The sequence below is a fragment of the Chenggangzhangella methanolivorans genome, from assembly GCF_042648545.1.
Lineage (GTDB): Bacteria > Pseudomonadota > Alphaproteobacteria > Rhizobiales > Methylopilaceae > Methylopila > Methylopila methanolivorans.
Genome location: NZ_JBHRXS010000005.1, coordinates 116,453 through 130,004, shown reverse-complemented (window position 1 = coordinate 130,004; position 13,552 = coordinate 116,453). Strand labels below are relative to the sequence as shown.

General features: G+C 65.4%; 13 protein-coding genes. 5 read left to right on the top strand and 8 right to left on the bottom strand.

Going from position 1 to position 13,552, the window contains the following annotated elements:
• The first annotated feature begins 9 nt into the window (after nucleotides 1-9).
• Nucleotides 10-930 (top strand): PhnA-like protein, encoded by a 921-nt coding sequence (locus tag ACFOWB_RS09900; protein WP_378147044.1) that lies wholly within the window; start codon nucleotides 10-12, stop codon nucleotides 928-930.
• A gap of 115 nt (nucleotides 931-1,045) precedes the next feature.
• On the opposite strand, the gene ACFOWB_RS09895 is transcribed toward ACFOWB_RS09900, so the two are convergent.
• The 8 genes from ACFOWB_RS09895 to ACFOWB_RS09860 all read right to left on the bottom strand — a co-directional run bounded on the left by ACFOWB_RS09895 (nucleotide 1,046) and on the right by ACFOWB_RS09860 (nucleotide 9,130).
• The gene (locus ACFOWB_RS09895; protein ID WP_261405090.1) at nucleotides 1,046-2,242 is read right to left on the bottom strand and encodes a PAS domain-containing sensor histidine kinase; all 1,197 of its coding nucleotides are present in this window, start codon (nucleotides 2,240-2,242) and stop codon (nucleotides 1,046-1,048) included.
• A gap of 16 nt (nucleotides 2,243-2,258) precedes the next feature.
• On the bottom strand, nucleotides 2,259-3,047 hold the full coding sequence (locus tag ACFOWB_RS09890; protein ID WP_378147041.1) for an alpha/beta fold hydrolase: 789 nt from the start codon (nucleotides 3,045-3,047) through the stop codon (nucleotides 2,259-2,261).
• An 89-nt stretch (nucleotides 3,048-3,136) separates the two neighbouring features.
• A complete protein-coding gene (locus ACFOWB_RS09885) occupies nucleotides 3,137-4,006 on the bottom strand; it encodes a transglutaminase family protein (RefSeq protein ID WP_378147039.1) in 870 nt (289 codons plus the stop codon).
• Nucleotides 4,007-4,055: 49 nt separating this feature from the next.
• Nucleotides 4,056-4,910: a transglutaminase-like domain-containing protein gene (locus ACFOWB_RS09880; RefSeq protein WP_261405091.1), complete on the bottom strand. Its 855-nt coding sequence runs from the start codon at nucleotides 4,908-4,910 to the stop codon at nucleotides 4,056-4,058.
• 73 nt (nucleotides 4,911-4,983) lie between these two features.
• Entirely contained in the window at nucleotides 4,984-5,379 is a 396-nt protein-coding gene (locus tag ACFOWB_RS09875) for a response regulator (protein WP_261405092.1), read from the bottom strand.
• Complete coding sequence (locus tag ACFOWB_RS09870; protein ID WP_315855180.1) at nucleotides 5,376-6,992, bottom strand: sensor histidine kinase; 1,617 nt, start codon at nucleotides 6,990-6,992, stop codon at nucleotides 5,376-5,378. Before ACFOWB_RS09870 ends, ACFOWB_RS09875 begins: the two co-directional genes overlap by 4 nt.
• Nucleotides 6,993-7,482: 490 nt before the next feature.
• On the bottom strand, nucleotides 7,483-8,085 hold the full coding sequence (locus ACFOWB_RS09865) for a hypothetical protein (protein WP_261405093.1): 603 nt from the start codon (nucleotides 8,083-8,085) through the stop codon (nucleotides 7,483-7,485).
• Between the two features lie 127 nt (nucleotides 8,086-8,212).
• Nucleotides 8,213-9,130 (bottom strand): WYL domain-containing protein, encoded by a 918-nt coding sequence (locus tag ACFOWB_RS09860; RefSeq protein ID WP_261405094.1) that lies wholly within the window; start codon nucleotides 9,128-9,130, stop codon nucleotides 8,213-8,215.
• A 137-nt stretch (nucleotides 9,131-9,267) separates the two neighbouring features.
• Between ACFOWB_RS09860 and ACFOWB_RS09855 the strand changes: the two genes are divergently transcribed.
• From ACFOWB_RS09855 to ACFOWB_RS09840, 4 genes are all read left to right on the top strand, one after another.
• Nucleotides 9,268-10,128: a patatin-like phospholipase family protein gene (locus ACFOWB_RS09855; protein WP_378147035.1), complete on the top strand. Its 861-nt coding sequence runs from the start codon at nucleotides 9,268-9,270 to the stop codon at nucleotides 10,126-10,128.
• Between the two features lie 74 nt (nucleotides 10,129-10,202).
• A complete protein-coding gene (locus ACFOWB_RS09850) occupies nucleotides 10,203-10,415 on the top strand; it encodes a hypothetical protein (protein ID WP_378147033.1) in 213 nt (70 codons plus the stop codon).
• A 3-nt stretch (nucleotides 10,416-10,418) separates the two neighbouring features.
• A complete protein-coding gene (locus ACFOWB_RS09845) occupies nucleotides 10,419-11,465 on the top strand; it encodes a cyclic GMP-AMP synthase DncV-like nucleotidyltransferase (protein WP_378147031.1) in 1,047 nt (348 codons plus the stop codon).
• 52 nt (nucleotides 11,466-11,517) lie between these two features.
• Nucleotides 11,518-13,296, top strand: coding sequence for a ThiF family adenylyltransferase (locus ACFOWB_RS09840; protein ID WP_378147029.1), 1,779 nt, complete (start codon nucleotides 11,518-11,520; stop codon nucleotides 13,294-13,296).
• The last annotated feature ends 256 nt before the right edge of the window (nucleotides 13,297-13,552 follow it).

Genomic DNA, 13,552 nt, shown 5'->3' with positions numbered 1-13,552 from the left:
AGCGAAACGATGACTGACATTCCCATGGCCGGGACGGCGACCGGACCGATCGCCCATAGCGCGAGCGTCGAACGAACCGCGGCTTTCAACCAGATATCTTGGGGGGCGGTGTTCGCGGGCGTCGTGCTGGCGCTGACCGTCCAGTTCCTGCTGAACCTGCTCGGCGTCGGAATCGGCGCGGCGGCAATCGATCCGGGCGCGTCCGACAATCCCGGCGCCGGCGCAGCCTCGATCTTCGGCGGCCTCTGGTATGTCGTGGCCGGACTAATCGGCGCTTTCGCCGGCGGCTATGTCTCGAGCCGCCTGTCAGGCCGACCCTCCACGTCTACCGGCTCGTTCCACGGCCTCGTGACCTGGGCGGTCACCGCGCTGGTGGTCCTCTATCTGCTCACGACCTCGGTCGGCGCGCTTGTGGGCGGCGCGTTCAGCGGTCTGTCGGGCGCGATCGGCGGCGTCGGCAGAGCGGCTTCGACCGCGGCTCAGGCGGCGGCTCCCTCGCTCGCCAACATGAACCCGATGGCCGACCTCGACCGCCAAGTTCGCGAGACAAGCGGCAGCGACCCGGCGGCGCTTCAGGCCGGAGCCGTCGCGGCGATGCAGGCCGTCGTGAGCGGCGACCCGTCGAAGATGGCCGAGGCCAAGGATCGCGCCGCCGTCGCGCTCGCCAAGGCGCGCAACATCCCGGTCGAACAGGCTCGCATTCAGGTTGACGACTACGAGGCCAAGTACCGCCAGACGGTGGCGCAGGCCAAGCAGAAGGCGACCGAGGCCGCGGTGACGGCCACCAAGGTAGTGTCGCGCGGAGCGCTGCTGGGCTTCGTCGCCCTGCTGCTCGGCGCCGTCGCCGCATGGTTCGGCGGAGCCGCCGGCACGAGCCGTGCGACCGCCGCGTTGGTCTCCTCATCCGCCACGGCGCGTCCCCGCGCCTGAGCGGCCGCAGGGCGTTTCCCCCGGCCTCTGCGGTGGGCGGGATCTCCGTGAGATCGGGGGTCCCGCCCTTATCACGACCCAACCCGTTATGCGGGCGTTGATGGAATGTCGCGGCTCAAGCGGCTTTGGGCGTCGCGAGCGGCATTCTGAACGTGAAGCGGGTTTCCAGAGGTCCTGACGCCACGTCCAGCGTCCCGCCATGAGCTTTGGCGATTTCGGACGCGATGTGGAGGCCAAGTCCCAGCCCCTGCAGGCTTCCTCGGACTTCCCCGCGGAAGAACGGCTCGAACAGCTTCGCCATCGCATCCTCCGGGATCGGTGCGCCGCCGTTCGCCACCGACAATTCGAAACCGTCGTCGACTGTGCGCGCAACGAGCCGGACGGGGACCTCCGCAGAACCGTGGGTCAACGCGTTGCCCAGCAGGTTCGAAGCCATCTGCCCGATGCGCGAGCGGTCGCAATCCACTGGCGCTGTCAGATCGATCCTTGTTTCGATGAGCCTGTCGGGTTTGCCGACGCGCAGTTCTTCGACGACTTGCAGCAGAACTGGTTCGAGGGGCGCCGCGGCGTTCCTGTTCAGCGTGATGCCGCCGCCAAGGCGGCCACGGGCGAAGTCCATCAAGTTGTCGATCAGACCCGCCATCCGGACGACGCTTCCCTGCATAAGCCCGAGGACGTGTTTCGCCTTGTCGGACTGCTCTTCGCGCAGCAGCAGCAACGCGCCGCTGTCGATCGAGGAGAGCGGATTGCGAAGATCGTGGCCGAGCACTGCGATGAACTGCTCTCGAAGGTCTCCGAGTTCACGCTCGGCGAGCAGCCCCTTCTCGCTGCTCAGTCGCGCGGAGACCGCTTCGTCGATTCTCGCTTCTAGCTCAAGGTTGAGTTTCTGAAGGGCGGCCTTGGCGTCTTCGGCCGCCCCACGTTGCGCAAGAAGTTCGCGCTCATGGCGACGGCGCTCGGTCGCCTGGAAAATGGTGATCCGGGTGAAGAGCAGCTTTCCGTCTTTGTCGCGGCGCTCGGAAGCGTTCGCCAAAATCGGCAGGCGATCGCCTTCGGCGATGAGGTCCAGTGCGACCTCGTGGAGATATCCCTGCATCCGAAGAAGCGGGCTCACATGTGTCTCAAAGAAGATCTTGGAGGGCACGCTCATGAGGTCGTGCAGCCGGCTCCCGAGCAGATCTTCCGCTCGACGGCCAAGCCACACGGCGAGCGTTGCGTTGGCCTTGACGATACGGCCAGCCGGCGAGAGCGACAGATATCCGCAGGGGGCGTTCTCGTAGAGGTCCGCGAGATCTTCGGAGGGTCCGTCCATTACGTCTTGCGCCAACTCAGACAAAGGCGCGGATCGCATCGATGACCTCGTCGGGCGCGCTCAGGTTCGGACAGTGGCCGGTTGCGTTCAGGATGACCAGCTCGCTGTTCGGCAGATGGTCGTGGACGTAAGCGCCCACCTGCGCCGGCGCGATGACGTCCTCGCTGCACTGGAGCACGAGGGTGCGTGTAGAGACCCTCGGGAGGTCGGCGCGGTTGTCCGACGTGAAGGTCACGCGAGCGAAGGCCTTGGCGATCTCAGGGTCGGTTCGGCAAAAGCTGTTGTTCAGCTCCTCGCCAAGTTCTGGCCGATCGGGATTGGCCATGATCACCGGCGCCATGGCGGCGGACCACCCCAAAGGATTTTCCTCGAGGAGGTCGAGCAGTTCGTCGATCTGGTCCGCTGAAAACCCGCCGACATAGCCGTCGTCGTCGATGTAGCGTGGAGATGGGCTGACCATGACGAGCGCTTCGAAGATTTCGGGCGCACGGATCGCGGCGATCGCCCCGATCATCGCGCTCACCGAATGGCCGACGAAGATCGCCCCCCGGAGCCCGAGGTCACGCGCGATCTCCACAACGTCGTCGGCATAGCCCGACAGGTCGGCGTATTTCGCCGGGTCGTAAGCCGACAGGTCGGAGCGACCCGCTCCGACATGGTCGAACAGCACTGTGGCGTAGCGGTCCTCGAAAGCGGGGGCCACGAAACGCCACATGTTCTGATCGCACCCGAACCCGTGGGCGAACATCATCGTCGTCGTTCCAACGCCGCTGATCCTTACGTTGTTGCGCGTTGCCGAAGACAAATCGAGCCTCAAGTTTTCCGGAGATTAGGCGGGCTCGAAGGCCCGGTCCATGACGTGGTTCGAAAGGGTCGCACGCGGCGCCGGTCGCTTCAGACGGTCCCAACCACGCTGACCTCGACCGCCATATCGTCGAACGCGTCTGCGGCGCCGACATAGCTCCCCGACACCGGCATGATCTGCCGTATGTCGCGCGCCACCGCGACCGGGATCAGGTTGGCCCCGCCGACACTGCGGTTCGTCGGATCGAACGTCACCCAGCCCGCGCCCGGCAGATAGACCTCCGCCCTGGCGTGGGTGGACCCGAGGCCGCTCGAACCGATGAGATCCCGTGCCGGATCGTGCAAGTAGCCGGACACGAGCCGGGCGCCGAATCCTAAGCTGCGGGCGGCCTCGGCGAACAGAGTCGCGAGATCGCGGCAGGAGCCGCGGGCGCGATCGAGGGTTTCGAGCGGCGACTGCGTGCCCTCATCCTCGCGGACCTCGTAGGCGATCTGGTTCGCCACTCCGGTGTTGAGGTCCTTGAGCAGCGAGAGCGTGTCGGTGGGCCGGGAGTAGACGAAGCCACCGGCCCAGACCCGAAGCCGTCCGCCCCGATCGAGGTGCTGGTTCAGCGTCAGCGACCCGAGGTCGGTCCGCTCGTCGTCGGAATAGGGGAACGGGTACTCGATCGCGGAGGCCGCAATAGGGAAGATCGGCCACGCAGGGGCGTCGAGGTCGATCTCGGCGACGCTCTCGATCACGAGCTCCGCGGTCATCGCCTGGAACGTGACGGTCGCCACGCCGTTGCCGAACACGTCCTGGGACCATGCGACGGCCGCGTTCGGCGTGATCGTCAGGTCGATCCGCTCGAGTTTCAGCTCCCGGCTCTCGCGAGGGCGCAGGACGAGCCTATGAGCCTGAAGGCGCACCGGCGCCCTGTAGCGATAGGAGGTTCGGTGGCGGATGGTGACCGGGGCCAAGCAAGCTCCTCGAACTGGTGGGCGCGAACCGTCTGGCCGATGGACAGCTTCAGGCCGCGACCAGCACGGGAGTGTCGGTGCTGATCGCGTCCGTCGTCCGCGGCTGCGGCTCGGGCTGGCCGTCGGAGCGGTCGATCCAGATCCTGATCGGTCCCGGCTCCATGTTCCCGAACGGGGTCGAGAAAGCGATCTCGGCCGCGTCACGGCCCACGCCGATGCGAACAAGGCCGTCAAGCGAGGCCTGCCTTGTGCCGTCGAACAGCCACCAGCGCCCGTCGAGGTACGCCTCGAACACCGCGTGGAAGTCGTTGGGGTCGAGCCCGAACGCGTAGCAGCTTACTAGCCGCGCTGGGATGCCGAGCGCCCGGCAGAACGCTATCCCGAGATGGGCGAAGTCCCGGCATACGCCAGCGCGCTGGATCAGGATCTCGGTTGCGGTTGTCTCGCTGTCGCTCGAGCCGCGCTTGTAGTCGATGTTCTGGTAGATCCACGAGCAGATCGCGCTCACCCGCGCGTGGCCCCGCGGCAGTCGCCCGAACTCGCGATAGGCGTAGTCCGCGAGGCGGTCGGACGGCACGAAGCGGCTCGGGAGCAGATAGGGAAGGATGTCGAGCGGCAGGTCGCGGACGTTCATCTCCTGCACGGTCGCGGGATCTGCGCGGTGGACCTCGAGATCGACCTCGGCCGTGTAGGACAGCGTGAACTCGCCGGGCTCTGCGAGCGCACGGACGTAACGGTTGTGGTTGCCAGGCGCGACGTAGCGGAGCAGCTCGACGTCCGGCTTGCACACGAGGTTGTCGACGAGGTCGATGTGTCGCCCGAGCTGGGCGACCTCGACGTTGAAGATGAACAGCGTCTCGTCGACGATTTTGTATTGCAGTGCGCAGCCAAGCTTGAACTTCAAGATCCGTCTCCTGGCAGGCTCGGCGCTTGCCGGGCGGAATGGCGCGACGCGACGCGACGCGCCGAGGCGAGGTTTAGTGGGCCATGCGCTTCATCGCGGCCGTGACCTTGGCGCGGTCGTAGGGTTTCGAGAAGAACTCGCTGCGCACCGGAAGGTCGATGTCGTTGAAGGTCCTGAACCCGGACGTCACGATGATCTCAATCGGCGGCCAGCGTCTGCGAACGAGAGCCGCCAGCATCAGGCCGTCGATGCCGCGCGGCATGTCGATGTCGGTGAACATGATCCGGATGTCGGTCCGCGCCTCGAGGATGCGGACCGCCTCGGTGGCGTCCGCCGCCTCGACAGCCTCAAACCCCGCGTCCTCGACAAGGTCCACAGCCATCATCCTCAGCAGGGGCTCGTCTTCGACGACGAGCACCACCTGACGGGATGAAATTGGCCCTCGATCCCGAGGGCCTTGATCGGTCATGACTGCTGAACCTGGTTGAGCGGCGCCCTGAACTCCGCCTTGAGACCCGATGGGAGATAACGGAGCTCGACGCCGCCCGTTCCGACGAGGCCCATCCTGATGAGGCGGGAGCCGAACCCTCGGGTCGTCGGCTGGCGTGCTTCCGGACCGCCGCTCTCGCTCCAAAGCATCGTCAACTCGGGCTGATCGTCACCGGGCTCGAGCTTCCACGACAGCGACACCCGGCCCCCCTCGACGGAGAGCGCGCCGTGCTTCATCGCGTTGGTGGTCAGCTCGTGCAGCAGCAACCCGAGCGACAGCGTGGCCCGCGGGCCAAGCGCCAGATCCTCGCCGGCGACGTCAAAGCGGCTGACCGGGCACAAGGTCTTGAGCGTCGACTTCACCACCGTTCCGATCGACGCTGCGGACCACTCCTCCTGTAGGAGGACGTCATGAGCCGTCGCGAGCGCCATCAGGCGGCTGAGCACCGCGTCCATCGTCTCCCGGCTGGTCTCCGACTTGATGGTCTGCGTGACGATGGCCTGCACCATCGACATCATGTTCTTCATACGGTGGCTGAGCTCTTGGTTCAGCACCCGCTGGTCAGACTCCGCGCGAAGGCGCCCGACGCCAACCTCGAGGCGGTCCGCGACGTTGCGGAGAAACGCCAGCACCTCTGGCTCCCATTTCCGCGGCTCGTCATCATGGACGATGAACATTGCGACGGTCCGCCCTCGCTCACGCACGGGCACGTTGACCAGCGACCGGATGCTGAGCCGCTCCATCGGTTTGGGATCAGCGGCCGTGCGGGGGTCGCTTCGGACGTCGTGGATGATCAGCGCCTCGCCCTGCAGGATATCTGGCAGCAAGTCGCCGTAGTCCTCGAAGCGGTGGCGGCCGGCGACGCTCGCGACGCCCTCCTTGGTCCAGTCCGAGGCAATGTCGATGTGTCGGGAATCGGCGTCGAGGTGGCCGAACCCGACGCGCGACGCGTTGAGCGCCACGCCAACGATCTCGGAGGCCGCGTGGATCATCGCGTCGGGAGTGGAGTGATCGCGAAGGCGGTCACCGAGTTGGAGCAGCGCATGGCGTCGCCTATCGGCGTCGGCTCTTCCGGCGATCAGCGCATCCCGCTCGGCCAGCGCTCGGCGCAGGTCCATCTGCGCCATCACCTGGGCCGCCAAGTTGCGCAGCGCGCTCGCCTGCTTGTCCGAAAGGCCTTCTGGACGCGGCGCCCCATCGATGACGCACAGGCTCCCGAGCGTCTGCCCATTACGGGTCCGAAGCGGCGCGCCCGCGTAGAACCGGATGTGCGGGTCTCCCGTCACAAGCGGGTTTGCTTGGGTGCGCGGGTCTTTCGTGAGGTCGGGGATAATCAGCAAGTCCGGCTCGACCAGCGCGTGGGCGCAAACCGAGCTGTCGAGGTCGGTCTCGCAGGGCTCAAAACCCTCGCGCGCCTTGAACCACTGTCGGTTCCCGGCGACGAAGCTGACCAACGCGACCGGCGCGTCGCACAGCACGCGGGCGATGTGCACCACCTCGTCGAACCCCGGCTCCGGCGGGGTGTCTAGAATGTCGTAGGCTTCAAGTTCGGCGAGGCGACCTTCGTCGGTCACAGATGTCGGCGGGATCACGAACGAAACTCAGGCTCTCGACTGTAAGATGCCGGCACCATGGGACCGCCACCATGGAAACGCAATTTGGTTCCGCGGCGATCGGAGAGATGAGAACGCCTCCGTGTCGATGCGGGTGACGCGGGTCGAAGGCCATCTGCGGAGACAGCACCGACGCCTGGTCTGCCGCTATCGCAGAAAGCGGGCGTGCCGCGCGTCTGCTTGGGGTCATCCGCGGCCAATGAAGCACGGCCGCCTGGCGCCAGGAGCAGACATTGGACGCATGCTAACGAGCGGACATCGGTCGCTGCAGGAACAGGTTGTGGTGTCGCGAAAGCCAGGGGTTTCGCCACAGCACCGAGTTTCCCCAGGTCCACGAGGAACTGCACAGATCAATGGCGAAGCCGGTGATTGGAGCGAAGAGGAGATTTGGCCGGTCCGACGAAGTCGCCCGTAGATTCCAGCAGTCAACGCCTAGGATAGATCATCGCCTCTCTGCAATCTAGGCATACTAGATGTAAATAGCGCGGCTATCATTCTCCTGCTTCAAGGTCTGCATTGCGACTTTGTTCGACGTCGCGGCGAAACGGCTTAGAAAAAAACTTTCATCCGCTTCGGCGAGCGACGTTGCCGACTCCGTTTCAGTTTCCAGGAACGCGCGCAATGCTTTGCGAACACTGTCGCCGTCGCGCTGGTGATGTCGGGCATATAGAAGCTCCCGTGCTGGATTCGAAGACGTTTGCCGGGCGAGCTGTCGTGGAGCGAAGACCGGTGCCCGGCGTTCGGCGCTGCGAGCGATCAAAATCGTTCGGATGCACCATAGTGCGCGCTTGGCGAGCAGGGCCGAATTCAGCTCGTCGCCGAAACGGACTAGATACCAGCCGAGGTCGGAGGCCCGCTTGATGTCGTCCTGGTAACTCGGGCGAAACTGAAACGCGTTCTGAAGGCGGGGCAGATAATCGTCCGGGTCAACGAGCGGCTTGGCTTCTTCGACCAGATGACAGGTGAACAAGTCTCCCGACCGCGCATCCTCTTCGAGCTTGCGCCAAGGATAGATGAACAGCGAGAGGTGCCCAACCGATACATGGCGGGACTCCTCGTCGAGATTGATCATCAACAGGTCGGTGTCGGATCCTGCCGTATGGTCGGCTCGCGCTAGGCTTCCGAATATGAGGGTAGCTGCTATCGCCATGGGTGGCGACGGGGGTGGGGTCGGGAAGCTGGCGCGCGATGGCGAAGGATCATGATGGGGCCGCGCTCGCTGCCCGCGCCAGCGCCTCGATCGACATCTGACGCGACAAGGCCCGCGCCTGCGTCACCTCATCCCGGTTCTGCAGCACGATCTGCTGTTTCTCCGGCTTCAGCACTCCCGGCTCAACGTCGAGGTTGTACTCGCTCATCAGATAGAAGCTGAGGCTCAGGCGACAGGGCCGCAACAGCCGCCCCTCTGTCATGCCGTGCTCGGCCGCCACAGCGGCTTGCCGTTCGGCTGAAAGTTCAGGGTTTGGCCGGATGTCGAGATTGATTTTGTGGCCCCACTCGAAGTCGAGGGCCGGGTCAATCGTGGCAGGGCGATGATCGCTGACGGCCGCGATCCGATTGAGGTTGTAGTCCCGGAAGTCATCATGGTCCTTCGACCAGGATCGGACGTACCAGCGGCCGGCGCTATGCGCGAGGGCGTGGGGGGCGATCGTACGCGACGGCTGCACCGAACCCGTCAGCGAGGCGTAGCCGATGTCGATTTCCTGCCGCTTGCTAATGGCGTCCAACACCCCCAGCAGCACGGCCGGATTGGTGGGACGACGGCCGAGGGTGATCACCTCGACGGGGGGGATGGCGTCGAACCAGGTATCTTCCGGCCGCATCCAGCGGTTCTCGATGGCGACCAACTGCAACAGATAGCGCTCGATCGTCTCGCCGATAAGCGTGGGCGCGAAGGCTTCCGTGCGGACGTAGGCCTTCTCGGCGCGATCGTAGCGAAGGTTGGCCGACGCAATCCTCTCGTACTGCGCGATGTCGGCGGAGGCTTGCTGGGCCGAAATGGCGAAGGTGGCGGAGAGGTCGCTGCGATTGAACCGGCCATCCCAGAACAGCCGAAAGTCGATGAACTCGAGACGCCGACGGACTCCCCAGCGTAAGTGTTCGCCGCCGTCATCCATGCCAATCTCCTCTACAAACACGATTCTATCGACTCGATCGCGTCTAGTTACTTGACGTGAAATTGCAGCGTCCCCACATCTTATGGACATGACCGGCCAATGAGGCAATCGGTCGTCTGATAGAGGGAGGCGGGCAGATGGCGGAGAACGAGCAGAACCAACCTGATGGGCTGCCTTATCGTGTGCTCAGTCTCGACGGCGGGGGGATGCGCGGCATCTACACCGCGGCCTTTTTGGCTCGGCTCACCGATCAATTCGCCCGCATCCGGGGCGAACCGGCGCTCGACCTCGGCCGCGGCTTCGACCTAATCACCGGGACCAGCACCGGCGCGATCGTCGGGTGCGCGCTGGCGATCGGCCGGCCGATGACCGAGGTGGTCGGCCTCTATCGCGAACACGGTCCCAAAATCTTTCCGCACCGGATCGCGGGCAAGCGCAGCGCGATCTACCGCGCAAGTCAGGGCAGCCGGTTCGTGCGCGAGGGCGACGCGGCGTTGCGCGCGGCGCTAAGGGGCGTGCTCGACGACGTGACGATGCTTGAGGTCTTCGAGGGTCGCGGCATCTCGCTCGCGATCCCTACCGTGCTGATGAGCGAGCACCGGGCCTGGGTGTTCAAGAAGACACCCAAAAGTGGGGTGCGCGACGATCGTTACCCGCTGGTCGACGTGTGCATGGCGACGAGCGCCGCGCCGATCTACCGCTCGCTCGCCGCCATCGATGATCCCAACGCGCCCGACGGTCCCAAGCAGGTGTTCGCCGACGGCGGCCTATGGGCCAACAATCCGATAATGGTCGGCCTGGTAGACGCGCTTACGGTGGCTCCGCCGAGCAGCCGATCGAGATCTACTCCCTCGGCACTTGCCCGCGTCCCGAGGGCGATCACCTCGACGCCGAGAGTGCGCACCGCTCGATGCTCGACTGGTCGTTGGGCGCAGACGTCGCGCCGCTCAGCATTTCGGCACAGGAGTTCGCCTTCGACCATATGGCGCGGCTCCTGACGAACGCTATCAGCAGTTGCGGTAGATCGATCCGGCGTGTGCGCTTCCCCAACAAGCCCGTGCCGGCGAGCATGATGCCGTATCTCGCCCTCGACGACACGCGGCCCGAGGCGATGGATCGGCTGGTCGGTCAGGCCCACACCGACGCCGACCTGACCAAGAGCGCCTGCGACGACCTCAACAGTGACGACGGCCGCATGATCCGCCGCCTCATGAACGATTTGCCGCCGATGCCGGCGACCGGGGCGGTCTGGCGGCCCGCCCCCACCGACAACCAGAAAGGATAGGTGATGTTCGACTGCTCCAAAGATGTGCGTGCATATCACGATCAGGACGTGACCCTGCCCAAGAGCGAACAGGACGCCATGCGCGACCGGCGCGACTCCAACCGGACGCGCCTGCGCAAGGGGCTGGAGAAGGCCGGCAAGCCTAAGCCGATTGAGTTCGTCAAGCAGGGCAGCTACGCCATGAAGACGATGTGCCGCGACGTCGACAACGACTACGACATCGACGACGGCGTCTATTTCGAGAAGGATGATCTGGTCAGCGATCGCGGTGCCGAGATGACGTCGCTGCAGGCGCGTCAGATGGTGCGCGACGCGGTTGACGACGGGAAGTTCAAGCGCGCGCCGGAGGTGCGCTCTAGCTGCGTCCGTGTCTTCTATGAGAAGGGCTATCACGTCGATCTGCCCGTCTATCGGCGCGTCGTCACCGACACCGTCTTCGGTGAGGAGGTGCATTATGAACTCGCGGCGAGCAGCGGCTGGAAGCGCTCGGACGCCCGCGATGTGTCGGAGTGGTACGAGGACGAGCGCGCCGCCTGTGCCGACGGCATCCAGCTGCGCCGCATCAACCGCGATCTTAAGAAGTACGCGCGCAGTCGGTATAGCTGGCGCGGCGCGATCCTCAGCGGCTTCGGAATCTCGGTGCTGACCACCGAGAGGTTTCGGGTCAATGACCGCGAGGACCGGGCGCTGTACGACACCATGGTCGCGATCCGGGACCGGTTGAACTGGGACCTCGTCGTCACCCACCCCGTGACGCCGGGGGACACCATCACAAGCGGCTCCGACGATGCCAAGGCGCGCCGCTTCCGCGAGAAGCTGACCGAGGCGATCGACACGCTGGCGCCGCTGTTTGCCGCCGACTGCACGCGCGAGAAGGCGCTCAAGTGCTGGGACAAGGTGTTCGCGACCACCTTCTTCAGCGAGCGCCTGGAGGAGGAGCAGCGCGCGCACGTGGCCGCCCCGGCGATCATCGGCTCGGCCGCCTTGTTGGGCGCGACTGCGGCGGCGGCGAGCGCGGTCAGCAGTGCCGGCGGCGGCCGCCATGCCTAAAGAGGCCCTCCCGCTCGGTTGGCGACAGGCAGCGCTTCGTCTCGAAGCGGGCTTGCGCGAGCGTGCGGGGCAGGCGCCCGAACGTCTTGATGCGACAACGATCGGCTCCGACTATCCGACCCGCGACTGGATCGCGGCCGGCTGGCGGATCAGCGTCGCGTTCTCCGACGGGGTGACCCGGCGCGTCGATCTGCTGGCCGGCGCGCACTTTCCGACGACGCCGGTGCGAACGGCGCTGGTAGATCACCCCGTGGCGATGACCTGGCCGCATGTCGAGGGCGACGGTATCCTTTGCCTGCTACCCAACATGGCCGAGTGGGATCCCGACGATCCGTCGGCGGTCGCCCTGGGGCTCCTTCATCGCTCGATCAGCTTGATCGAGGAACTGCTGGAGGGAAGCATCATTGAGCGCGACTTCCGCGAGGAGTTCGTGACTTATTGGGGCTACAAGGTGCATTCTAAGGGTGAGGCCCTGTTCAGCTTGGTCGCGCCCGCGCCTCCATCGCGGCAAGTGCAGGTCTGGCGCGGCAAGGGCCTCGAGTTAGTTGGGGAGGATCAGGAGTCGCTCGTCGCCTGGATCCGCCATCGCTTCGGCGACAAGACTCCGGTCAAGACCGAGGCGGCGGCCTTCCTCTGGCTTGAGACGCCGCCCTTGCCCTGCGACTATCCGGAGACCGCGGCCGATCTCCATCTGCTAGCCGAGCGGATTGGCAAAGACGCCAAGGCCGTCCTCGAAGAGGTGGCAGGCCACGAGCCCGACGAGGTGTTGACGCTATTGGGCGCGATCGGGCGCGGCGGCGCGGCGCTGATTGGCGTGAAGGCACCCAACCCGAAGCGACGCAACGGCCGGCCGCGCGCGCCCGACGAACCTCTATCGGTCGGATTCCGACCGCACCATACGCCACAGCCGCTCCTTCTTAGGCGCTTCTTTGGCGCGCTCCCGGTCATGCGGACTCACGTGCATCGCGCGGACGCCGATTGGGTGCACGGGCGAGGCCAGGATCCTCGCACGCGCTGTCTGCTGGGCGCGACCGTCGTCATCATCGGATGTGGTTCGGTCGGTGCGCCCGTCGCTTGCGCGCTGGCCCAGGCGGGGGTCGGGCGGATCGTTATGGTCGATCCAGAAACGCTGGGCTGGCCGAACGTTAGTCGTCATCCGCTCGGTGCGGCTGATGTCGGCCGTAATAAGGCAGAGGCTTTGGCGCAGCGGCTTCAGATCGACTATCCGCATCTCACGGTGGAACATCGCCCGTGCGACCTCCACCAGCTTATCGCGCAAGACGAGGATCTACTCGCCGCGACCGATCTCATCGTCGCCGCGACGGGCAACTGGGTTGCCGAAAGCGCTCTCAATCGGTGGCACGTCGCGCAAGGACGGCCGAGGCCAATTCTCTATGGCTGGACCGAGGCCCATGCCTGCGCCGGCCATGCCGTCGCGGTCGGCGCGGACGGCGGTTGTCTGCAATGCCATATTGGACGAACCGGTGTGCCGGATCTAACCGTGATCGATTGGCCGGAAGGAGGCGATGCAAGCTTGGAGGAACCGGCGTGTGGCGCGCACTATCAGCCCTACGGGCCGGTGGAGCTAGCCTATGTGACGGCGATGATCGCAGATGCGGCAATGGATTGCCTCCTCGATCCACCTGCGCAATCTTTTAATCGCGTATTTGTGGCTTCGCCGCGCCGTGTGGCTGCGCTTGGCGGACGCCTGACTGAAGGCTGGCGCTCCGCTTTTGGCACAGTTGCCCAGGGGGTTCGGACGGTCGATCGAGCCTGGACGTCTACTGCTTGCGCAGCTTGCGGAGCCAAGCGTTCCGATGAAGCTGCTTGATCGGCACTTCAATTCGGGAGTGCGGACTAAGCGCTAGATAGCGAGCAGCCGCCTAGGTGTCGACGAAGGGGATTAGATCCGTGCCGTCGACCTCCGTGCCCGCCTGAGCGACTTCGCGCAGCGGCGACCTTGCGCTTCGACCCATACGCGTCCCGCCTGCGAACGATGCGGCAGGGTCCATTTGCGGGCAACCAGCAGACATACCGAAAGTCCGCTGTGGGCCATCCCGGGACGAGATCTGCCGGCAGAGACGCGC